At 68.3% G+C, this 22,772-nt stretch carries 20 protein-coding genes; 4 read left to right on the top strand and 16 right to left on the bottom strand.

All coding sequences use genetic code 11. The features are described 5' to 3' along the window. Positions 1 to 78: 78 nt before the first annotated feature. The 10 genes from FM104_RS15605 to FM104_RS15560 all read right to left on the bottom strand — a co-directional run bounded on the left by FM104_RS15605 (position 79) and on the right by FM104_RS15560 (position 11,294). Positions 79 to 963, bottom strand: coding sequence for a class I SAM-dependent methyltransferase (locus FM104_RS15605; RefSeq protein ID WP_179206835.1), 885 nt, complete (start codon positions 961 to 963; stop codon positions 79 to 81). A 35-nt stretch (positions 964 to 998) separates the two neighbouring features. Then, positions 999 to 2,213, bottom strand: coding sequence for an MFS transporter (locus FM104_RS15600; protein ID WP_179206834.1), 1,215 nt, complete (start codon positions 2,211 to 2,213; stop codon positions 999 to 1,001). A gap of 245 nt (positions 2,214 to 2,458) precedes the next feature. Then, positions 2,459 to 2,860, bottom strand: a complete 402-nt coding sequence (locus FM104_RS15595) for a hypothetical protein (RefSeq protein ID WP_087133146.1) — start codon at positions 2,858 to 2,860, stop codon at positions 2,459 to 2,461. Between the two features lie 114 nt (positions 2,861 to 2,974). Beyond that, positions 2,975 to 4,228: an MFS transporter gene (locus FM104_RS15590; RefSeq protein WP_087133145.1), complete on the bottom strand. Its 1,254-nt coding sequence runs from the start codon at positions 4,226 to 4,228 to the stop codon at positions 2,975 to 2,977. Further along, a complete protein-coding gene (locus tag FM104_RS15585; RefSeq protein WP_087133144.1) occupies positions 4,225 to 5,715 on the bottom strand; it encodes an ATP-binding cassette domain-containing protein in 1,491 nt (496 codons plus the stop codon). The genes FM104_RS15590 and FM104_RS15585 overlap by 4 nt, the downstream gene beginning before the upstream one ends. Continuing rightward, positions 5,712 to 6,455: an energy-coupling factor transporter transmembrane component T family protein gene (locus FM104_RS15580; protein WP_218778592.1), complete on the bottom strand. Its 744-nt coding sequence runs from the start codon at positions 6,453 to 6,455 to the stop codon at positions 5,712 to 5,714. Before FM104_RS15580 ends, FM104_RS15585 begins: the two co-directional genes overlap by 4 nt. Continuing rightward, positions 6,448 to 7,080 (bottom strand): MptD family putative ECF transporter S component, encoded by a 633-nt coding sequence (locus tag FM104_RS15575; RefSeq protein WP_087133142.1) that lies wholly within the window; start codon positions 7,078 to 7,080, stop codon positions 6,448 to 6,450. Before FM104_RS15575 ends, FM104_RS15580 begins: the two co-directional genes overlap by 8 nt. Further along, positions 7,077 to 7,730, bottom strand: a complete 654-nt coding sequence (locus FM104_RS15570; protein WP_087133141.1) for an MptD family putative ECF transporter S component — start codon at positions 7,728 to 7,730, stop codon at positions 7,077 to 7,079. The genes FM104_RS15575 and FM104_RS15570 overlap by 4 nt, the downstream gene beginning before the upstream one ends. A 28-nt stretch (positions 7,731 to 7,758) precedes the next feature. Further along, positions 7,759 to 9,492 (bottom strand): ABC transporter ATP-binding protein, encoded by a 1,734-nt coding sequence (locus FM104_RS15565; protein WP_087133140.1) that lies wholly within the window; start codon positions 9,490 to 9,492, stop codon positions 7,759 to 7,761. Next, entirely contained in the window at positions 9,489 to 11,294 is a 1,806-nt protein-coding gene (locus tag FM104_RS15560) for an ABC transporter ATP-binding protein (protein ID WP_256971700.1), read from the bottom strand. Before FM104_RS15560 ends, FM104_RS15565 begins: the two co-directional genes overlap by 4 nt. A 163-nt stretch (positions 11,295 to 11,457) precedes the next feature. On the opposite strand from FM104_RS15560, the gene FM104_RS15555 reads away from it, so the two are divergent. Next, entirely contained in the window at positions 11,458 to 12,165 is a 708-nt protein-coding gene (locus tag FM104_RS15555; protein WP_087133139.1) for a TetR/AcrR family transcriptional regulator, read from the top strand. Between the two features lie 160 nt (positions 12,166 to 12,325). Here FM104_RS15555 and FM104_RS15550 read toward each other — a convergent pair whose 3' ends face one another. Next, the gene (locus tag FM104_RS15550) at positions 12,326 to 13,114 is read right to left on the bottom strand and encodes a helix-turn-helix transcriptional regulator (protein ID WP_087133138.1); all 789 of its coding nucleotides are present in this window, start codon (positions 13,112 to 13,114) and stop codon (positions 12,326 to 12,328) included. A gap of 55 nt (positions 13,115 to 13,169) precedes the next feature. Between FM104_RS15550 and FM104_RS15545 the strand changes: the two genes are divergently transcribed. Then, a complete protein-coding gene (locus tag FM104_RS15545) occupies positions 13,170 to 14,606 on the top strand; it encodes a DHA2 family efflux MFS transporter permease subunit (protein ID WP_087133137.1) in 1,437 nt (478 codons plus the stop codon). A 16-nt stretch (positions 14,607 to 14,622) separates the two neighbouring features. Here the strand turns inward: FM104_RS15545 and FM104_RS16380 are convergent, their stop codons facing one another. From FM104_RS16380 to FM104_RS15525, 5 genes are all read right to left on the bottom strand, one after another. Further along, positions 14,623 to 14,877 (bottom strand): hypothetical protein, encoded by a 255-nt coding sequence (locus tag FM104_RS16380; protein ID WP_143738472.1) that lies wholly within the window; start codon positions 14,875 to 14,877, stop codon positions 14,623 to 14,625. A 5-nt stretch (positions 14,878 to 14,882) separates the two neighbouring features. Then, positions 14,883 to 16,625: an ABC transporter ATP-binding protein gene (locus FM104_RS15540; RefSeq protein ID WP_087133136.1), complete on the bottom strand. Its 1,743-nt coding sequence runs from the start codon at positions 16,623 to 16,625 to the stop codon at positions 14,883 to 14,885. Continuing rightward, positions 16,622 to 19,234 (bottom strand): ABC transporter ATP-binding protein/permease, encoded by a 2,613-nt coding sequence (locus FM104_RS15535; RefSeq protein WP_143738470.1) that lies wholly within the window; start codon positions 19,232 to 19,234, stop codon positions 16,622 to 16,624. The genes FM104_RS15540 and FM104_RS15535 overlap by 4 nt, the downstream gene beginning before the upstream one ends. Continuing rightward, a complete protein-coding gene (locus FM104_RS15530; RefSeq protein ID WP_087133135.1) occupies positions 19,234 to 19,920 on the bottom strand; it encodes a TetR family transcriptional regulator in 687 nt (228 codons plus the stop codon). Before FM104_RS15530 ends, FM104_RS15535 begins: the two co-directional genes overlap by 1 nt. A gap of 162 nt (positions 19,921 to 20,082) precedes the next feature. Further along, positions 20,083 to 20,694, bottom strand: a complete 612-nt coding sequence (locus FM104_RS15525; RefSeq protein WP_087133134.1) for a TetR/AcrR family transcriptional regulator — start codon at positions 20,692 to 20,694, stop codon at positions 20,083 to 20,085. 84 nt (positions 20,695 to 20,778) lie between these two features. Between FM104_RS15525 and FM104_RS15520 the strand changes: the two genes are divergently transcribed. Together FM104_RS15520 and FM104_RS15515 are read left to right on the top strand one after the other, a co-directional pair. After that, complete coding sequence (locus tag FM104_RS15520; RefSeq protein WP_087133133.1) at positions 20,779 to 22,308, top strand: FAD-dependent oxidoreductase; 1,530 nt, start codon at positions 20,779 to 20,781, stop codon at positions 22,306 to 22,308. 10 nt (positions 22,309 to 22,318) lie between these two features. Then, positions 22,319 to 22,603: a hypothetical protein gene (locus FM104_RS15515; protein ID WP_087133132.1), complete on the top strand. Its 285-nt coding sequence runs from the start codon at positions 22,319 to 22,321 to the stop codon at positions 22,601 to 22,603. Positions 22,604 to 22,772 lie beyond the last annotated feature (169 nt).

Below are 22,772 nucleotides of genomic sequence, written 5' to 3'. Positions count from 1 at the left end.
GCTTATTGAGAATGATTATCTTTATCTTAGGGGAGAGATTCCTCGCCTCACAACTGAACGGCCTTGTGAGCAGTGGCGTCACCGCCGGACCGTGTGCCGCCAGAGGGTGAAGGCTCGCACCGTGAGGGGGTGATCCCTGCTCCACCACGGGGAAGCGGAAGCCGGATCCCAGTCCTCGAGCACCCGGCGCCACTCCCCCGGGTCGAGTTCGTCTTGAAGAAAGCGGGATTCCCAGAGCACGAAGTCCAGGGCGCGTCGCAGGCCAGTGAGGGCCCCGGGGCGGCCTGTCGACTGGCGCAGAACGGTTCCGGCGGTATCGAAGCCCTCGGCCGGAAGCGTAGAGAGGAATCGGGCGCTGTCGGGACCGAAGGCCCGCCGGTAGCCGGCGTTCAGCGCCGACCATGACCGTGCCTCCCAAGCAAGATCCTCCCCGGAGCCGATGGGGGCGAGAATGTTGCTCAGGCGCACCCAGATCGAACCCCCGGTGCGCACGACGCGCGTGAGCTCAGGCATGAAACGGGTGTCCCAGCAGTCTCCGAGTACGGCGGCATCGAACTCCGCCGAAGCGAAAGGCAGCGGTTCCGACAGGTCTGCGGCGATGACGCTGACGCCCTGCTCTGCCCCTACTTCGCAGGCCAACGCGGCCATCCGCTGGTCGCGGTCGACCGCGACGACCTTGTGTCCGCGACCCGCAAGCAGCGCGCTCGAGACCCCGGGGCCACAGGCCGCGTCGAGGACCCGTGCTCCCGCGGGCAGCGCCATCACGTCGATACAGTCCTCCAGCGCAGCACGGTCATCGAGGTTCGCGATCAGCGCCTGCGCTGGGGCCGCCACCTCGTACGCCGAGCGCGCCGGCGACCCGCGGGATGATTCGGCGATCTCCGTCCACCGTGACGCAGGCGGCACTTCCTGCACCAGTGCTCGCCACGGTGCCGGCACGTCGGCGATGCTGGGAGCATTCATTCCCTCTCCTTCCATGCGGTCCGCCCGCTGATGAGTCAGTTCGACGGCTCTTCTCGTCGCAGACCGCGGAGCGCGAAAGCGGCGATGCCCGCAGTGACGATGAGGATGACGAGGCCCACCCGCTGGGTGCCGGCGATACCGATCGTGCCGACGAGGGCCGCAGCGAGATAGGCGCCCACGGGCTGCCCTCCCCATGCGAACATCCGGGCTGTGGTGTTGACTCGCCCCTGCAGATAGTCCGGCGTAACCCGCGCACGCTCGGTCACGCCGTTGAGGATGACGACCGTCGCACCGATCTGATAGACCACGAGCGCGACCAAACCGATCCAGTACAACGGCTGCTGGCTCCACGCAGCCAGGCCGCCCGCCGCGACGATCAGCCCGAGCGTCGTGATGGTGCCGATACGCACACGACGGCCCAGACGCGGGAGAATCAGCGCGCCGAGGAACCCGCCGACCGTCATCGCCGAGTACGCGAATCCCAGATACGGCCCGTCCAACGTCATGCCGAACCATTCCGAGACCGTGACGACCACCAGTCCGCTCAATACGCCTTCGGCGATCGAGTTCCCCAATCCCAGCAAGGTCAGAGAGCGCACGATCCGGTTCCGGACGATGAATCCGAGTCCCGCGCCGATATCGCGAAGGATTGTCGTCTCACGATGCGACAGCTCCCGCACGGGCTCGTCGAGGATCAGGAAGACCACGGCGGAAACGACGAACATCACAGCCGAGATCGTCAACGTGTACTCCGGCGACCACCAGCCGGCGATCAGCCCGCCCAATGCCGGCCCTCCCAGCCCGATCACCGTCGAGACGGCCGTCATCGAAGCGAACGCCTCGGCAATCCGGTCCCGTCCGACGATGGCCGGGAGAGCGGCGAACATCGCCGCGTCGAAGAACACCAGCGCGGTGTTCGCTACGAGCGCCGATACGAACAGATGCGGCGTCGTCAATACACCGAGCATCTGAGCGACGGGGATCGATCCGAACGCCAGCGCGCATGCCGACGTCGTCAGCAAGGCAACGCTCCGTATCCGGTGGCGGTCAGCCAGCGCTCCAGCAAACAGCCCCACGACGATGTAAGGCGTCACGATGAAGCCGGCCAGCAGGGCGGCCAGGTCCGCTCGCCCCGTGCGCTGATAGACCGCCATGGGCAGCGCGACAGCGGTGATCGCCCCGGCGATCCAGATGCTGGCGCGCGCCATGAGCAACGTGCGGAACTGGAGGCGAGCCATCACAGTAGACATATTGAGAATGATACTCATTATCAATAGGGTGATCATGTGTAGATTCGTCAACTTGCAACCGCATCGTGTGTGCGAGTTGAGTCCGCGAGGTTGCGCATGGCTCCCCCTGCCGAGGGCTGGCGCGTCACAACAGCACCCTTCGCCGTCCGGACAGGACCCGCGGTCCCGCAAATCGTGCTCCACTCTCATTACCGCGGTCGTGGTGAACCGGTCGGTGCCATCGCCGATCTCCGCGAGGATCCGCGCTACAGGCACGGCACCGATACCGGGGGCGAATGGATGGGTGCGAGGGGATGTTGCGCGAGCTCCGCGGTGAGAGCCCGTTCGAGTCCTTCGACGGTGTCGCGCATCGCTTCAAGGATTCTCAGCAGCCCCGTGCCGACGGTGCCCAGGACAGTTTCGACCCTCCTGCTCTGTCGTAGTGCGGGTGCGCGGAGATCGGCGCGTATCCGCTCAAGCAGAGCAGGATCGTTGCGGCGACCAGCGCGACGGAAGACGGCTTCGATCCTGCGGGACTTCAGCCGATATCCCACAGCTGGTGTCGACGCGGCACCCATGACTGCTGTGGCCGCATAGTGCTGCAAGTTCGGGAACACTTTGATCGCCTGCAGATAGAGCTCCAGCAGCACGAACCGCAGGCGCCTCATAGTTCGGGCAGGGCTCAGGTCGCCTTCTGGTGCTGTCGGCGGATACACGCTGAACCCGTTCGCATCAACAGCCCGCGCGGGCGAGTGGAGTGAGAGCCTCTCGCCAATCGGCTGCTACCGCTTCTCCGGGTCCGGGTCGGCGGGCATGCGCCGGAACCGTGGATGGAGAAACACGAAGAGGACGATGATCGCCATGATGGCGGCGCCGACGATGATCGGCAGGAGCGCCCATGTCCCGTAGAGGGCGGTGCCGGCGGTGGGGGCGATGACGAAGGTGAGCCCGGTGGTTGCGCTGATCAACCCGGCCAGCCCGCCCTGTTCCTCACGGTTCACCAGGAGTGTGGGCCCGGCGGTGTAGCCGGGCATTGCGATCCCCAGGCCCAGGCCGATGATCAGGATCGAACTGAACAGCGGGACGGGGCCGGCGTCCATGATGAGCAGGAGGAAACCTGCCAGTGCGATGGTCCCGCCGACGCGGAGCAGGGTGGGCGGGGTCCAGCCGCTGCGGGGCACGATGACGGCCTGGGCGAGGATCATCCCGACGCCTGCCGCGAGGAGCGCACCCCCGGTGACCAGCCCGGTGGTCTGGGCATCGAGGCCGAGGCGGTCCTGGACGATGAAGCCGGTGATGACTTGGATGAATCCGAGGGCGGTGAACATGCCAAACCCGGCCAGCAGGAACGGCCACACGCGTGGGTCGAACGGGCGCACCCGCGCAGGTTCTGCGATGAGTTCGTGGCGCTGCTCACGGCGCAGACGCACCGTGATGAGGACGAGCCCGGCCACCAGGAGCACGGGCACGGCGATGAGCGGGGTGAGGAGGCCGAAGGCGGACAGCAGGCCGCCGATGACAGAGCCGCCGACCATCGCGATGCCCTGTACCGCGCCGACGCCGGCCATGCCCTTCACCCTGGCGGTTTCGTCGGTCGTGACGTCGGCGATGTACGCCTGGGCGGTCGGTGGCACAGCGGCGATCGCGGCGCCGAAGCCAATCCCGCGGAACAGGACGAACAGTACGAACAGTGCAACCCCTGTGACGAGACCGGTCATGCCGGCCCAGGCCACCAGGGCGAACAGGATCATCGTGACCGTGGCCAGGGCGAAGGCGGCGACGAGCACGGGTTTGCGCCCCCAGGACTGGGAGCGGCGGCCCCAGAACTGGCTGGTGAGTACGAGCATGAGCGCGGCGGAGCTGATGGTGACCCCGACCTGCCACTCGGCCAGGCCGACCTCGCGGGACAGGGGTGCGATGATCGGGTTGAGCGTCATCTGCCCCAGGTAGACGAGCAGCACCGCGCCCAGCAGCAGCGGGGTCTGCGGGCGGGACACGACGGTCTCCGACGTGGGAAGTGGGGTGGGGGCGGTCATCCGGTCTCCTTGAGCGATCGTGTCATGGCAGCAGCGGGGACGGTGCTCGCGCCGTGCTCCTGGGCCACGGGAGTGAGGGTGAGTTGTCGATCGGCGGCGAGGGCCAGCAGGTCGTCGTCGTGGCTGATGAGCAGCACGACGGCGCCGTCCGCGGCGACCTGCCGGATCTGGTCGGAGATGGACTGCAGATGTCGACGGTCGACGCCGGAGCTGGGCTCGTCGAAGATGACGATGCGGCGCCCGGCGACGCGGGCGGCGGCGACGACGACCCGCTGCTGCTGCCCACCAGACAACGCCAGCGGGTGCCTTTCGGCCAGAGGGGCGAGGTCGAGAGCCTCGAGTACCGCGGCGGTATCGGGCGATCCGGGGGCGTCTGTGGACGCGAGGTCGATCTCGGCCTGGACACTGTCGGTGAACAATTGTCGTTGCACGTCCTGCATCACGATCGCGCTCGCCCGTTGCCGTGCACGGCGGGTCAGCGTCCGCCCGTCGAGCCGGATGGTGCCGGCGGATGTCTGCAGGCCGGTGACGATGCGGGCGAGGGTGGACTTGCCGGCACCGTTGACGCCGCGGATCGCGGTGACCTCGCCCGCGGCGAATGCCACCTTGTCGATGTCGAGAACGCTGCGGCCGCCGAGCCGGCAGCGGATGCCGTCCAGGTGCAGCGTCGCGGTGGGGGCCTGCTCGTTCGGGACGGAGTGCGCGATGCTGCCGCCAGCGGCGGCAAGGATGGGAATGACGGCCGGCCGGATGTCCCCGCGCAGGCCCTCGTCCGCGAGCAGATCGTCAGGGACGGCGCGGAACTGTGCTGCGGTCCATTCCTTGTCGATGGTGCCGTCCCGCATGACCACGACACGATCGAAGAGGTCCTGCAGATAGCGCAGCCGGTGTTCGGCGACGACGATCGTCACCCCGGCGGTCTTAAGTCCCGCGAGGGTGCCGGCGAGTCGATGCACGGCATCGGCGGACAGGTTGGAGCTCGGCTCGTCCAACAGGAGGATGCGCGGATCGTGGGCGGTGGCGGCGGCGATCGCGACCTGCTGCTGCTGCCCGCCGGACAGCCCCCGGAGCCGCTGGCTCACCGGCACCCATCGCGCGAGCTCGGTGACCTTCTCCTGGACGCCGGTGCGGATGTGCTCACGGGGAAAGCCGAAGTTCTCCATTGCGAACGCCGTCTCCTCACGTGCGGAGTCGGTGAAGAACTGCCGACGGGGATGCTGCAGCACAGTGCCGGTGACCAGGCCGAGGGCGTCGAGCTCGACACCGGTGGTGATCATCCCCTCGACGGTGACGGTGCCGGTGAGGATCCCGTCGTCGTGGAACTGCGGCACGAGGCCGTTCATGAGTCGCAGGGCCGTCGACTTGCCGGATCCGGAGGCGCCGCACAGGACGAGGAGCTCTCCGGAGGCGACCGTGAGGTCGAGGTCGCGCAGCGCGGGGGTCTCGGCGTGGGGGTAGGTCCAGGAGACGCTCGATATCTCGATCATGCGATCACCATCGTCAGGGGGTTGGGGAGCAGGAGGCTCACGGCCGCGAGGATGGAAAGGGCGACGGCCAGGGCGAGGTCGGACCGGCCGAACTGCGGCGGATCGAGCGACACCGGGACGCGGCGTGAGCCGAGTCCGCGCAGGATCGCCGATGCCGACAGGTCTTCGCTGGCGCGCAGGCTCGCGGCGATCATCGGCACGGTGAACCGTTCCATGCTGAGGATCGGATGCCGGGCAAGGCCCGTTGCTCCGGCGAGGCCGCGCAGCCGCATGGCATCGAGCACCGCGGCGGATTCCGCAGCGACCACGGGGAAGAACCGGAGCATCACGGCGAGGGTGACCGAGAGCGCACGAGGCAGATGCCAGGCGCGCAGTGCCGCGCTCAGCCGTGTGGGCGAGGTCGTTGCGATGAGGTGGGCGCCGACGCCGAACGCGGCGACGAAGCGGATGAGGTACCCGCTGCCGATCGCGAGGACCGTGAGCAGTGGATGGGCCCAGAGCTGGGGTAGCACCCAGCCGAGTACGTACAGGACGGCCGCCGCGACGGGGATGATCACGACGCGCGCCCAGGCTCGCTCCGAGATGGCGAGCACGGTCGCCAGTAGGATGCCCGCCGGGACGAACACCAACCCGCCGGGGCTCATCACGGCGAGGCTGACGAGCAGCACGAGAAGGATCTTGCTGCGTGGATCGAGTCCCCGCCGTGCGACCGCGACGGCGGGGACCGCGACCTCAGGCAAGGCCGGCGCGGACAAAATGCTTGCGGAGTACCGCGGAGCCGAGCAGCCCGCCCAGGAACCCGGCGACCGCGACCCCGATCGCGAGCACTCCCAGCACGGGCAGCGTGGTGAGCGCATCGGCGCCCGTGACGTATTCCTCCCCCATTGTGGTGAAGCTGGGGCTACGGAGGTAGTTCTCCCGGTCGAAGACCAGCGGCAGGAACGGGGTGAAGAAGCTCAGCGCGAAGATCGTGTAGGCCCAGATCGCCGCCCACCGAGAACGATAGCCGCCGACCCAGAGAACGACCTCGGCAAGGATTGCGAGCATGATGATCCCGATCGTGCTGAAGATCGTGTTGCCGGTCAGCAGGTAGAACAGCGCGACGACGATGCCGAGCAGCGTCACCATCCCGGCGTGTTTCACTCGCGTGAGGAAGAGCATGAACACGATCCCGTTGACGAGCACCGAGATGGGGACGATCGCCAGCCAGACCAGCGGCGAGAAGATACCCAGCATTCCGATCGCGTAGGTGACGACGATCATGATGACCGCGAAGATCGCTATGCCCGTCAGGTCGCGTGCTGTGAACCGCAACGAGAGGCGCCGACCGGTACCGGTCTCAGCGGGCAGAGTCGTGTCTGTCATGCGAGACCCGCCTTGACGAAGTGCTTGCGCAGGACCGCGGAGCCGAGCAAGCCGCCGAGGAAGCCGAAGACGATCCCCGCAGCCCACACCCCGAGGATGACCGGAGCGGACAGCAGGGCGTCCATCTGCGCGGCGTACTCGCTGCCCATCGACTCCGACCCCTGGGAAGCGAGGTAGGCGTCGCGGTCGAGGAACATGGGGATCCAGGGCCCGATCATCCAGGCCGAGAAGATCGTGTAGGCCCAGATCGCTGCCCACCTCGACCGGTACCGGCCGGCGAAGAGCACGATCTCCGCGATCAGGGAGACCCCGACGATGACCAGAACGCTCTGCCACGGGTGTCCCCAGCCCATCGAGGCGAGCCCGAACACGATGCCGAACAGCGTGACCATGCCGCCGTGCCGCACTCGGCTGAGGAACAGCATGTAGGGGATGCCGGCGACCAGCGGGGCGAGGGGAAGAGTGATCACCATCACGAGCGGGCTGATGATGCCGACCATCGCGACGGCGAAGATCACCACGATGTAGATGACAGCGAAGATCGCGATAGTCAGGAAGTCGCGGGCACGGAACGTCAGCGAGAAGCGGGGACGCTCTGCCGCGGTCTCAGTCGCCACCTGGGTGGCTGCCGAGAGGCTGTCGTCGGTCATGTCTGGTCCTTTCGAAGGGTCGGGTGGTTCAGTCGTGGTGGGTGAGCTGCCAGCCGGCCGCGTCGACCCGCTCGTTCCAGTAGCGCGCGTACGCGCCGCCGTGGGCCAAGAGCTCGGCGTGGCCGCCGGATTCGCGGATACTGCCTTCGCCGTCGAGCATGATGATCCGGTCGGCGGTCATGATCGTCTGCAACCGGTGGGCGACGACAATGAGGGTGCGACCGGAGCGGATGGAGTCGATCGCGTCACCGATCGCGATCTCGTTGCCGATGTCGAGGGCGCTGGTGGCTTCATCGAGCAGCACGATCGGGGCATCCTTCAGCAGGGCACGGGCGATGGACACCCGTTGCCGTTCGCCGCCCGACAGGTTCGACCCGCCCTCCCCGACGCGCGCATCCCACCCGCCAGGGAGGCGCGTGATGATCTCGTCGACGCGCGCGCGGGTGGCGGCGGCGATGACCTCCTCGCGGGACAGATCGGGGTTGCCGATCCAGACGTTGTTCAGGATGGTGTCGTCGAACAGGTAGACGTCCTGGAAGACCGGAGCGACCGCGGCCTCCACGACGTCGGTCCCGAGCTCCGGCAGCGGCACGCCGCCGATGAGCACGGTGCCGACCTCGGGGTCGTAGAAGCGGGCGATGAGCTTGGTGATCGTCGTCTTGCCCGAACCCGACGGGCCCACGATCGCCGTCATCCCGCCGCCGGGAGCGGAGAACGAGAGATCCCTCAGTACGGGGTCGCCACCGTAGCCGAAAGTGACGTCCTGGAACTCGACGCCGAAATCGGAAGGTACGGCCGGATGCTCGGGCTCGGGAAGCCGCGCGATCCCCGCGAACTCGTCGAGACGGTCGATCGTGGTCTTCGCGACGGCGATGCCGCCGCCGAGGTCGCCGGCGGTGACGATCGGCTCGTTGAATCGCACTCCGAGGACGAGCAGCGCGATCAGGGTTGCGATGTCGATCGATCCACCGACGGCGAGGAAAGCTCCGAGGACGAGAACGACCGTGACCGATAGTTGCACGAGCCCCGCGAACAGCGCGATCGCTGCGCCTCCGGTGACCAGCAGGCCCCGGTACTCCTTGTGCTGGTTCTCGAGCGCCTGGTCGACGAGCCGGTCGGCGATCGAGCCCTCGCCCGCGGTGCGCAACGCGGGCTGGGCGCGGGCGAACTCGACGACCCGATTTGAGGTCTCAGCGACGGCGACCGAATGCTCCTTGTCGCCGCGGCCGATCCGGCGGCTCAGCCAGCGGTAGCCGATCGCGATGATCGGCACCATCACGGTCATCGCCAGCGCCAGTCGCCAGTCGAAGAAGTACATCCCGACCAGCACGGTGCCGGGGGCGATGAAGCCGGCGAGGATCTGCCGAAGGATGGCATAGGGCATCGTCGAGACGAACATCGCGCCCTGCGTGGCCAATCCGGTGACCAGGCCCGTCCGATCGGACGAGAACCAGCTCACCGGCAACGACACCACACTGTCGCCGAGTTGCTCCAGCAGTGAGTCGAGCACGGCGGTGGAGGCCTTCATCCCGATCTGGCTCGCGAACCACGACGCGAGCACGTAGCCGACGGCAGCAACGGCGACAGCCCCCACCCAGCCCCACGCCGCCTCCAGGTCACCGAGGAACAGTGCCCGCAGCAATGGCACGAGCAGGAGAAACGCGATGCCCTGCAGGAGAGCGGCGACCACCACGAAGCTCAGCTCCGCGATCACCAGACGACGGGCACGGGGCGAGCAGTAGTGCAGCAGGCGACGGATCACGACTGGACTCCTTCCGGGAGGGAGCGGGCATGGTTGGCTTGGTAGTCGGCCCACATCTGGGCGAAGCGGCCTCCCCCGGCGAGGAGTTCAGCATGCGTGCCGCGCTCGATGATGCGACCGGCGTCGAGGACGAGGATCTGGTCGGCACCTGCGATCGTGTGCAGCCGGTGAGCGATCACGAGCACGGTGCGATCAGCCGCGAGAGTGCTCAGCGCCAACTGGATCGCCGCTTCCGAGTCCGGATCGGCGAACGCGGTCGCCTCGTCCAGCACGAGAATCGGCGCATCGGCGAGCAACGCCCGGGCGATCGTGACCCGCTGTGCCTCACCGCCGGAGAGATTCGCGTCCTCGCCGACCACCGCGTCGTAGCCATGCTCGAAGCGCACGATCCGGTCATGGATCTGGGCTGCGCGCGCGGCAGCCTCGACCTCTTCATCGGAGGCATCGGGCCGTGTAAGACGGATATTGTCACGCAGGCTCGCGCGCAGAAGCTGCACGTCCTGAAAGACGAAGCCGACTTGACGGTAGAGCTCGGCGGACGCGACCTGGCGCACATCGGCGCCCCCGATCCCGACCTCACCGGCGTCGACGTCATAGAACCGTGGGACGAGCTTCGCGAGCGTCGACTTCCCCGACCCGGAAGCGCCCACGAGCGCGGTGACGGTTCCGGGAGCGCAGGACGCTGCGACCTCGTGGAGCACGCGGTGCTCCCCGTCATAGCTGAACGCGGCGTCCTCGAAGTCGACATCGTGGCCCTGCGGCGTCTGTGGCGCATCGGGCGGGGTCACGGAGGGTAGGGCGAAGAACTCGGTCAGGGACTGCTGAGCCTTCGTCGCGTTGCGCAGGAACTGACCCGACGCGCCCAGCTTCATCAGCGGCGCGGTCAGCCCCAGGCCCAGAAGAAGCCCAGGAAGCACGTCCACCGGGGAGGCGCCGCCATTGGTGACCAGCCACACACCGGCGACGAGAAGCCAGGCCAGGACGACGATCGGCGAGGCGATCAGTTCCACGATCGTGAACACGACTGCGGTCTCGCGCGTCCACTCGCCGACGAACCTCGAGTACTCACCGGTCGCATCGCGATACCGGCGGTGGCTGCGCCCCACCTGTCCGAAGCGCTTGACGACGGCGATGCCCTGCACGAACTCGACGGTCGCTCCGGATAGCGCCTGCGTGGCCGCGTCGTACTGGATGTACTTTTCTCCGGCACCTCGCATCATCAGCGGGTAGAGAAGGAAGATCAGGACCAGCGGGACGAGCGCAGCCAGCGCCATCCGCCAGTCCACGACAAAGAGGTAGACGATACTGATCGCCGGCACCGTGACCGCCGTGACGACGTCCTGGATGGAGTGCGCGACCAGTTGGTGCAGCGCGACCACATCGTTCTCGACGAGCTTGCGCACCGAGCCGGAGCTGCGGCGATCGAACCAGCCCAGCGGGAGACGCTGAAGGTGGCGGATGATCCTCCGGCGCAGCGAATGCTGCAACTCAGCATCGGCGAAGTGACCGACGACGCCGGAGAGGAAGGCTGCACCGAAGCTCACCACCAACGCGACCACTGCGACGAGCACGATCGCCCAGACCCGGCCCGCGTCGACGGATGCTCCGTCGATCGCCGGGAGCAGAGTGCGGGCCAACTCCACGATCGCGATGAACGGGATCACACTGCTCGCCGCACCGAGGACGGCCAATGCGATGATGGCGGCGAGACTGCCCTTGACCGCGACGAAGAAGCTCTCCTCCACCGCCGCATGATCGCCGGCCGTCATATTCGGCATCATCGCCGCGTTGGTCGCTGCCATGTGTTCCGCCTTTCTTCCGGTCCTTATTGAGAATCATTATCGAGTGTACACTGAACGGTGTTCTAATCGATAGCGACCATCCTAGAGGTTAGGTAACCCTAACCTCAATACGTGGGTGGGTCGCCTATCCGGCACACTGGACGGGTGAGAAAGGAGCGTCCTCATGGCGGAGACCGTTGCAGCCCCGTTTCATGTCGGGCTGACTCCGGAGCGGGTCGTGGATGCGGCGACCGCGCTCACCGCGGAGTCGCACCTCCTCGGCTGGTCGATCAGGGATCTCGCGCGTCGCCTGAATGTCGCGCCGTCGGTCGTCTACCACCATGTCGGAGGCAAAGATCTCATCGCCCGCGGCGTCGTCGAGCGCGTCCTCACCCGCCTCATTCCTCCGCCACCCGAACTCGAGTGGGAGGAATGGTTCCGGGCCCTGCTGCTATCCGGCTACGCGGTGATCGCCCCCTATCCCGGCGTGGCCAAGTGGCTGCTCATGCACGGACCGACCTTCCCCTCGGCCCTCCCGATCGTCGACACGGGGATCGCGGCGCTGATCCGCGGCGGATTCGGAGACCACGCGAGCCTGGCCTACGCGGCGCTGCTGAATAACGCCATGCTCACCATCACGATCGGCGACGACCGCCTCATCCACGAGGACGACGGGCCCCGCGACCACGCGACCATGATGGCGGAATTCCGCCGAACAGCCGAAGCAAGCCCCGGGCTGGCGCGCCTCGCCGAGGGCTTCATCACGCCCTTCGCCCGCGGCGGCGAACCTGCCGCGCGCCAGCGCGAGACCTACTACCGCTTCATCGTGGAGAACACCCTCGCCGGCCTCGCGGCCATGAACCCGCCGGCGGATGCCGCCCGGACGAGCTGACGTCGTGCGGAGGGCTGAGGGGTCACCGCTTCAGACTCGGTGGCCGGCGCGAACGAGTCACCACAGCGACCGCTGAGCGAAGCTGTCCGGCATGGCGCGGTGAGAGCCGCGTAAAGCGGTGGGACGCGGTCACTCGAATCCGTTGGCGATGCGGGGTCGATTACCGCCGCGTCTGAGGCAGGTAGGTTCCGGGGGTCTGACCGGTGGTCCGGTGGAACGCGGCAATGAACGCGCTGGGTTTGCGGTAGCCGACTGCTCGGGCGGCGGCGGCCACTGGTGTGCCGTCTGCGAGCATCGGGATGGCGGCGCGGATGCGGACCTGGGTACGCCAGCTGGCGAAGCTCAGCCCGGTCTCGGCGCGGAACAGCCGGGACAGGGTTCGGACGCTGGCATGGACGTGGTCGGCCCAGGCGGTGAGCTCGCGCTGATCGTCTGGGTGGGCGAAGAGCAGCTCGGCGATCGCGCGAGCTCGCGGGTCGGCGGGCATGGTGACGTGGATATGTTGCGCTGGCAGCGGGGTGAGCAGCTGGAACATGAGTGCCTCCGCGGGCGAACGGCTGGGATCGTCGGGAGCGATGCGATGCAGATGGGTGATGATCTCGCCCAGCAGCGAACCGACGGCGAAGCTGGTGGGCTCGGTCCAGGCGAGAGGGCTGCCGTCGGCAGCGAGGGTGATCGTCGTCATCTCGCCGGCGTGCAGCACCGCACCGGAGTGCTCGATGCCGCCGGGAACCCAGAGCCCATAGCCGGGCGGGATCAGCCAGTCACGCCCGGCGACACTGCCGATCAGCGTCGCGGTCGAGCTCCACGTCAGCATCGGCTCCGGGTGTGCGTGCAGATGCAGGAGCTCATGGTCCTGCGCGGTATCGCGGTCGATGCTCAGGACGGGCGAGAGCACCGGCTCCACCAGGTTGGCCGTTTCGGGGTACTGGTTGGCCTGTGCGCGCATGACGGCCATTCTAGTTTGGAGATGCCGAATGTGAACCGACGTGAGGAGCGCGCTGATGACCGATGGGATGACGGAGACCGCGAACGAGCGGTTCTCGCCGGCGCTGCGCCGCGCGATCGGCGTGGTGATGATCGGCTCCTCGCTGTCGTTCCTGGACACGACGATCGTCAACGTGGCAGTGCACAGCCTCGCAGGCGGCCTGCACGCGGGGCTGGACTCGGTGCAGTGGGTGATCACCGCCTACCTGCTCGCGCTCGCGGCTGTCATCCCGGTGACGGGCTGGGCGGCACGCCGGTTCGGGGCCGCGCGGTTGTATGTCGCCGCGCTGGTCGTGTTCACCATCGGGTCGGTGTGGTGCGCGTTGTCGCAGAGCCTGGAGATGCTGATCGCCGCCCGGGCGCTGCAGGGCATCGGGGGCGGGATGATCATGCCGGTCGGGACGATAATCTGGACCGCGCACGCCGCCAAGAGCCAGATGGGCAAGGTGATCGCGTTGCTGGCGATCCCGATCATCTTCGCCCCCGCGCTCGGGCCTGTCGTCGGGGGTCTGCTCATCTCCGGGCTCGGGTGGCAGGCGATCTTCTGGCTCAACGTCCCCATCGGCATCGCGGGCATCGTGCTCGCCCTTCGACTCCTGCCGATGGACAAGGGCGCAGACGCGGGACGGTTCGATCTGCTCGGTCTGATCCTGGCGTCCCTCGGGATCGTGGGCATCACCTACGGCCTGGCAGAGATCGGTGTCGCGGGAGGCCTGGACACGAATGCTGTCGCCGGGCTCCTGGTCGGGGTGCTGGCCCTGACCGGCTTCGTCCTGCACGCCCTCCGGTCGAAGCATCCGCTGCTGGATGTCCGGCTGTACGCCAATCGGGAGTTCACCGCGGCAATGATCGCCACGTTCGCTCTCGGTGCGGCGAACTACGGGGGCATGATCCTGATGCCGTTGTATCTCCAGACCGTCCGGGGTGAGGATGTGATCATCGCCGGGCTGCTGGTCGCACCGACCGCGATCGGCGCGCTGATCTCCGCACCGTTCACCGACCGCTTCGGTCCCGGGATCACCTCGTTCACGGGCGCCGCGATCCTGACGGTCGCGACCATCCCGTTCCTGTTCCTGACCACCAGCACGTCGTACTGGCTGCTCTGCGTCGTCATGGTCGTCCGCGGCGTCGGATTCGGCCTGTCGATCCTCCCGACGATGACCGCGGCGTACCAGGCCCTGCGGCCGGAGCAGATCCCCGACGCGACACCGCAGCTCAACATCCTCCAGCGCGTCGGCGGCGCGATCGGCACCGCCGTGCTCGCCGTCGTCCTCACCAGTCAACTCCACCACGGCACCACGCCGGCCGAGGAGGCTGACGGATTCTCCACCACATTCTGGTGGGTCCTCGCGATCACCATCATCGCAACCATTCCGACTCTCCTGCTCGCCTACACCGAACGCAGCGCCCGCCAACGTGGCAACCGTGGCCGGGCTCGAGGAGGCCGCCGATAATCGGTGAGGGCGCCGGTCAAGGTGGCGCACACTCGTCGTTCGGCGCCTCGGTCGTCGTCCGTGTCGGGCGGGTGGGCAGGAACCAGGACAGCGTGTCAGCGAGGACGCAGATACCGGCGGCAGCACACAGCGTTGTTGCCTGGCCGCTGACCGTCGGCTGGTCGTCGCCGCTCGCGTAGCGGATAGCGTCCATTTCTTCACCCGTGTTCACGGGATTTGAGTGCGCCGGGGCCATTGGTGGTCGCCGCCCGATGTTCGCGTTGTTGAGCACGCGGGTCAGGTTCCGAGCCGCCAGGCGCTTGCGGCGTCTTGCTGCTGCCAGAACTCGGCGAAGCGGCCGCCGGCGGCGAGCAGTTCGGGGATGGTGCCGTCTTCGACGACGCGGCCGTCTTCCAGGAACACGACGCGGTCGGCGGAGCGAATGCTGCTGAGCCGGTGCGCGACGATCACGCGGGTGCGCGGGATGGGGTCATTGCTCAACGCGGCGGCGACCGCGGTCTCGTTCTCGGTGTCGAGGGCGCTCGTGGCCTCGTCCACGAGCAGGACCGGTGCTGGCTTGAGGAGCGCGCGGGCGATGGAGACGCGCTGGCGTTCGCCGCCCGAGAGGCTGCCGCCGGCTTCGCCGACCCGGCTGTCCCATCCGTCCGGCATCCGGCTCACGAGACGATCAACCCGGGCCAGGGCGGCGGCCTCGCCCAGTCGCTGCTCGTCGGCGTCCGCGTCTCCGACGAGCACGTTGTCGCGGATGCTGCCGTCGAAAAGGTAGGGGTGCTGGAACACCACGCTGACCAGGTCACGGCGCGCGTCGACGTCGAGGCTCCGCAGTTCCTGCCCGTTCACGAGCACGGCCCCGGCGTCGGGGTGATGCAGTCCGGCGATGAGGGCGAGAACGGTGCTCTTGCCCGACCCGGATGGACCGACGATCGCGGTCGTCGTGCCGGGCTCGAAAACGAGATCGAGATCGTCGAGCACGCGTGGTCCGTCGGCCGCGTCGCCGCCATACCGGAAGTCGACGTTGCGCAGTTCGATCCGCGGTGCACCGGCGATCTCCACCTGGGCCTCGCCCGCGGGCTCCCGCGGGGCGTCGAGAACTTCGCGGATGCGGCGCAGCGTGCCGGTGACCGTCTCGAGCCCGGGTGAGAGCTCTGCGAACACGGTGAAGGATTCCAGGTAGCGCACGATCACGACGATGAGAGCGATCGCCTGGGGGATGCTGAGGGCACCCTGGATGGTCAGTATCACGGCTGTGCCGGCGAGTGCGAGGAGGGCGAGCTGGCTGGCGAGCCCGAAGAGCAGCTGACCGGGGATCTGCAGGAGCAGCGTCTTCATCGTGGCGTTGTGCGCGGTGGCCAGAGCCGCACCGGCGTGGCTGCGGGCCGGTTCGACCCGCCGCGCGGCACGGAGCGCCTGCTGGGTGCGGGCGAACTCCAGCACCCGCTCGGTCAGGCTGGTGTTGGCGCGCTCGGCCGCCCGGTCGGCGGCGCGCCCGAGCCGTCCCGAGACCCAGAACGCCGCGAACAGCACGACGATCCCGACCAGGGCCGCCACGCCGAGCTGCCAGGCGATGGGCACCAGCACGAGGGCGATGACCAGCGGGAGCAGGATCGCGCTGAGCAGCGGGGTGACGAAGTAGACGATGACGCCGACGAGATCGGGGCCGGTGGTGGCCACGGCCTGCCGAGTCGTGGCGGTGTGCTCGGCCGTGAACCAGTTCAGGCGGATCCCGATGATCCGGGCCGCGAGGGTGCGCTGGCCATTGTCGAGGATCCCGAAGCCCAGACGATAGGCGAGCTGCGCCGCGGCCCAGTCGACGAACCAGCCGGCGACGGTCACCACCGCCAGCAGCCCTGCCCACGGCCAGGCGACGGCGGGATCCTCGCTGAACAGTGCGGCGATCAGCGGGATGAGCAGCACCACCCCGGCCGCTCTCAGGATGACGCCGAGTGTGGTCAGCACAAGGTGCCGCGCGACCCGACCGGCGCTGCCTGCGGGCAATAGTGCGAGCATCGAGCGGATCATCGGAGTTCTTCCTTCCCGCTGACGGCGGACGCAGGTCGGCCAGCGTCCCAGAGCCGCCGGTAACGGCCGTCGCGTGCCAGCAGCTCCTCGTGCGTGCCGACCTCGGCGATCCGGCCGTGGTCCAGCACGACGACCCGGTCCACGCCGGTGATGGTGTGCAGCCGGTGCGCGATCACAAGCACAGTGCGCTCGGCGGTCAGCCGGTTCAGGGCCCGCTGCACCAGGTACTCGGACTCGGGGTCGGCGAACGCGGTCGCCTCATCGAGCACGAGCACAGGGGCGTCTGCGAGGAGAGTGCGTGCAATCGTGAGCCGCTGACGCTCCCCGCCCGACAGCGCCGCATCCGTACCGAGAACCGTGTCGTATCCGTCAGGCATCCGCATGATCCGCTCATGGAGCTGTGCCGCGCGTGCTGCTTCCTCCACCTGCTCCCGGCTCGCGCCGGGGACGGCGAGAGCGATGTTCTCATGCACGGTCCCCTGCACCAGCTGCGTCTGCTGGAATACGAACCCGACCCTGGCGTAGAGCTCGTCGGCGGTCAGCTCGCGAAGATCCCGCCCGCCGACACGGATCGCTCCGGTCTGGACGTCGTGGAAGCGGGCCAGCAGCGCGGCGAGGGTTGACTTGCCCGAGCCGGATGGTCCGACCAGCGCTGTGACGGTGCCCGGCTCCAGGGTGAGGTCGACATCCTGCAGCACCGGAACCCCGGGCCGGTAGGAGAAGCCGACCCGGTCGAACTCGACACGACCGGCCGGCTCCTGCGCACCGCCCGTCGCTCCCGGGCCGGTGTCCAGTTCGGGCTCGTCGAGCGCGAGCTGGATATCGCGGGCCGCGATCAGTCCCGTACGCAGCCCGCCCAGGCCGTAGCCGATCCCCAGCAGCCGCGCTCCGAACGTGGTGCCCAGCAGCAGGAACGGAAGAAGAGCAACCGGGTCCATGCCCCCGGTCGTGACAAGCAGCGTGCCGAGCGCGCCGATGAGCAGCAGGAACGTCCCGGGACGGGTGACGAGGTCGATGAAGGTGCGCTGCCCGATCATCGGCTGCTGCCAGTCGCGCAGGAAATCGATGTACTCCCCGAGGCGTGCACGGAAAGTGGAGGCGGCAGCGCCGCCGAAGACTCGGATCACGGGCTGCCCCTCCAGGTACGCCCCGGCTTCGACGTTCGTCCGCTCCGCCCATTTCATCGCCAGCGACGTCTTCGGCCCCGACTGGGCCAACATCACCGCCATCCCGAGTACGTACGCCAGCACCGGCAGCAGCAGAGCCAGCGCGATCCGCCAGTCCACGACGAACAGGTACACCAGCACCGAGACTGGCGCGACCACCGCCGCGACCGCGTCCGGCACGGCATGGGTGACGAGGTAGTGCAACGCCAGCGTGTCATCCTGCACCAGCTGCTTGACTTGCCCGGAACCGCGCGCGTCGAACCAGCCCAACGGCACCCGTGCGAGCTTCGCGAGCAGCCGTGCGCGCAGGTCGCGGGCGAAGCGCGCGTCGACCGCATGCATCCAGAGCATCAGCGCAGACGACAGCAGCACCCCCGCGCCCATGAGCACGGCCGCCCAGATCCCGAGGGACCACAGGGCGCCGCTGTCGGCTCCCGTCAGCAGCACGCGGGCCAATTCGACCAACAGCACGAAGGGAGCGAGCTGGATGAGGGTGACGATCGTCTGCAGGACGCCGCCGACAACGAGGGTCGCGCGAAGCGGGGCGATCAGCCGGCCGCCTGCCTGCGCCCGCCAGGAGCCTCGACGCACCCCCGGCGCCATCGTGCTCGAGACGGTGGACTCTTCCGCGACGGCCGGCTCGCCGGCGGCCTGCCCGAGGGGAAGTTCGGCGGGCGTCGGCTCCGGGGCGGCTTTGGAGCGATTCGATCCGAATGGGCGACCGTAATACCAGTACGCCTGGGCGTGGGTCTCGCTGCGCGGGAACCCGAACTCCTCGCGCAGACGAGCGCGCAGCTGCTTGAGCGACCCCGACTCCGGAGCTGCCCACGCATACCAGTCCGACCAATCGCGGGCCTCGATCGCCGCCGCGAGCGAGGCCTCTCCGCGACGCGGCACCCAGTACACGGCGGCCCGCGGGTGCGGGGCAAGCGGGATGAGGCGGTCGGTGTCCTGGTGTTCCTCCAAGTAGACCTCGACCGGCACCTCTGCCGGCACCACCCCAAGGATCCCGTTGATCGCCGGGATCGACGCGGCGTCCCCGATCAGCAGGTACCCGGCAGGCAGGTCTGCAGGAAGATCGAAACGGGTGCTGCCGAAAGGCGTCACCTGCACCGTCATCCCGGGCTGGGCGCGCTTCGCCCACGCCGACGCGGGACCAGCCGGCTCGTGCAGCACGAAGTCGACCGCGAAGTCCCCGGTGGCCTCATCACCCTCGGAGAGGGTGTACCCGCGCTGATGCTCGAAGTCCTTCCCCTCATGATCGGGGAACCAGAACCGCACGGCCGCGGTCGGGGCCAGCACATCGCCTTGCAGCAACGTCGCCGAGTGCATGCGCACCCGCAGGAACCCCGGTGAGATCAGCTCGGTGTCTGTGACCGTCGCCTCGTGATCACGCGCCCCATAGGCGCGCATCACCACGCCGCCGAATCCTCGCTTGGCCATCACAGCCCCTTTCCTGCGGCATCCAGTGCCGCCCTGATCTGCTCGGGAGAGCGCCCGGGAGGCGCCGCAGCCACGAACGCCCGCACCGCCGCACCCAGCCACAGCCGCACATACTCGTCGGCGCCCACGTCCGGGAGCCCCCAATAGGCCTTTCCCAGCCGAGGATCGTCCCCCATCGCAGCCAAGGCGTTCTCCTCCTGCCGCGCACGCCCCTCGGCTCGTTGCCGTTGGAGGTCCTCCGCGGCTGCATAGCCGATCGCGACCGACGCGACCGCCGACGACAGCACGACCGCCGCATCCGCCGCGTAGCCACGCCGACCCAGCGCCTCGACCTCGGCAGCGAGCAGCCGCCGACCGCTCTCACCTCGCGGGAACAGCGTCTGCACATACGCCGCCAACCCCGGATGCTTCAGGATGAACGAGCGCAGCCGAAGCCCGGACGACAGAAGATGCTGCGCCGTCTCCTGGCAGGGCTCATCCGGCAACTGCAGATCCGCGAGGATGTTCTCGCCTACCAGGCTCTCCAAGCCCCACCGGCCGTCCACATGCCGATACAGAGCAGTCGAGGACACACCAAGCCGAGCGGCGACCGCGTTCAGGCTGAGCTGATGCAGTCCGATCTCCCTGCCGACACGGACGATGTCCCCCATCTCGATCTGACGGGGACGCCCCCCGATCCGTCTCATATCGGCCCCTCCGGAAAGTTACCACCAATAACTAAGGCTAGCCTAACCATTGAGATCGAGGATCCGCAATTGATCTCCCGAAGAACGACGGAGAGTGCCGGTCGGGAACTCGGTGCTGATTTCAGCAGCGCTCCAATGCTTCCGGTTGGAGCACGCGGGCCGTCACCGCCCGTCGAGTCCGACGAGGGGCAGGAAGAGTTCGTCGACGATGGCGCGGATGCGGGAGCGCTTCAGGGGTCGGAGGTCCATGATCAGGTCGTGCCGCACCAGTTCGAACGGCATGCTCAGCACCGCGGCCGGGATGCGTCCGAGGTCGAGCTCACCGCGATCGCGAGCGCGCCGGTAGATGTCACGGCTGGAGGGGAGCGCCTCGACGGACATGACCCTTTCGCGGACCTGGGCGGGGGTCAGGCCAGTCTCGGCGAGCAGGCCCGAGAAGGCGGCGGCCACCGCGACGGCGAAGAAGGTCGCGCGCGCCTCGCTCATCGCCGTCAGGTAGGCGATCAGATCACCGCGCAGGGAGCCGGTGTCCGGGACCGCGACGGGGTTGGCGTCTCTATGGCGCTCGATCGCGGCGAGGACCAGCTCGTCCTTGTTGGCCCACCGGCGGTACAGCACCGGCTCACTCGTGCGCGCGCGCCGGGCCACCGAATCCATCGTGAGCCGGCCGTAACCGGCCTCGACCAGCTCCTCCCACGCCGCTGCCAGCAGCTCCGCCTCGAGCTGCTTGCCATGCCGACGTCGACGCGACGGCTCGGTGGACGCGGTGGGCATGGTTCGACGATAGACAGTCTTTACTTTCTCAGCAACCACGCCTACCCTATAGAAAGGTTTTACTTTCTTAAAGGAGGATGGAAGATGAGCGACGCGACATCGCCGACGCCAGCGGAGACCATGGTGCTGATCGTCGGGGCCGGTCCCACCGGCCTCACGCTGGCCTGTGAGCTCGCACGGAAGGGCATCCCCTTCCGCCTGATCGAAGCAGGCGCCGGCCCGCAGCCCGGATCTCGCGGCAAAGGTGTGCAGCCGCGCACCCTGGAGGTGTTCGAAGACCTCGGCATCATCGACCGCGTGCTCTCTCACGGCCGGATGGCGATGCCGATGCGGTCGACCGGACCCGACGGCGCGGTGACGCTCGGCGGCGCCGAGCCGGAGTCGCTGAGAAACCGGCCGGACATCCCCTACACGACGAGCCTCATCACGCCCCAGTGGAGGGTAGAGCAGGCGCTCCGGTCGCGGCTGGCCGAGTTCGGCGGCGACGTCGAGTTCGGTACGACGCTGGAGCGCGTGGAGCAGTCCGGCGATGCGGTGTCGGCGACGATCGTCACAGCCGGGGAGAAGGCCACGATCATCGCGCGGTGGCTCGTCGGCTGCGACGGCGGGCGCAGCATCGTCCGTAAGCAGTCCGGGATCGCGTTCACGGGTGAGACGCGCGAGGGCGTGCGGATGCTCGTCGCCGATCTCGCCGTCGAGGGACTGGACCGGGACGCCTGGCACATGTGGCGGCATCCCGAAGGCGCCGTCAGCCTGTGCCCACTCCCCTCCACCGCCCTGTTCCAGTTCCAGGCCAGCATCACGCCCGGGCAGAACGCGGAGACCGCGCTGGAGAACCTCCAGGCGATCCTGGAGCGGCGCAGCAGTCGCACCGACATCCGCCTGCACGAACCCGAGTGGTCCACGCTCTGGCGCGCCAACGTCCGCCTCGCCGACCGCTACCGTGCCGGGCGCGTGCTCCTCGCCGGGGACGCGGCACACGTCCACTCCCCGGCCGGCGGACAGGGCATGAACACCGGCATCCAGGACGCGCACAACCTCTCCTGGAAGCTCGCCGCCGCCGCCGCCGGCGCCCCGGACGCGCTGCTGGACAGCTATGAGGCCGAGCGGCGGCCGATCGCCGCGAGCGTCCTCGAGCTCTCGGACGCCCGCCTCACGCAGGCCCTCGAGCAGAAGGGCCCATCGACCCGCCGCGACGCGAGCACGATCCAACTCGACGTCGGCTACCGCGGCTCCGCCCTGGCGCAGGACGACCGAGGAGATGCCGCCGAGCAGCGCGCCGGAGACCGCGCCCCCGACGCGACCCGGCTCGCCGATGCGGATGCGGATGCCGAGCATCGGCTGTTCGACCTCACGCGCGGCGGCCGCTTCACACTCCTGGACTTCACGGGAACCACCACGGTCGACGCTGCCGGCTCCGACCTCCAGACGCTGCACATCGTCGAGCACCCGACCCGCCCCGACGAGATCACGGACGCCGGAGGCCATCTGGCACAGGCCTACCACGCGACCCCCCGCTCGCTCGTGCTCATCCGACCAGACGGCTACATCGCCCTCATCACCGATACCGGCGACACGCACGCCGTCGCCGACTACCTGGCAAGAATCCACTAGATCCGGCGGCGTGTGGCTCCACTCCACTCCGGTGCTGCTCGGTACCGTCACCCTGGACGCTGCAGGCGACACCGTGGTGACGATCCCCGCGGATGCGGTGTTTGGTGACCATAAGATCGTCGTCCAGGCGCTCGACGGATCGCTGATCGGGTGGGATACCATCAAGATCGATACCGCGTCCCAGGTGGGGCCGGACGGGGAATGGCTCGCCACCGTGATCCTGGCCGGGACGGGTAAGCGCCGCCGCGCGGACGCGAACAGGCTCAGTTCTGAGCTGAGCTCGTGGAGGGGTTGAAGGCCTGGGGTTGAGGACGCTTGTTTCCGGGCCTCCGGCATGATCGGCTGCTGCGTTTCTACGTGCTAACTCATGTGCAACCGGCGTTGCTGGCGTGCGTATCGCGGTGGAGTTATCCCCAGGCAGGCTCCGCTTCAACTACGCAATCATTCGGCTGAGCGCCGATTGA

Origin of the sequence: Microbacterium esteraromaticum (genome assembly GCF_900163815.1) — a bacterium.
Taxonomy (GTDB): domain Bacteria; phylum Actinomycetota; class Actinomycetes; order Actinomycetales; family Microbacteriaceae; genus Microbacterium; species Microbacterium esteraromaticum_B.
The sequence above is the reverse complement of the archived record's forward strand: the minus strand, read 5'-3'. Positions and strand labels throughout refer to the sequence as shown.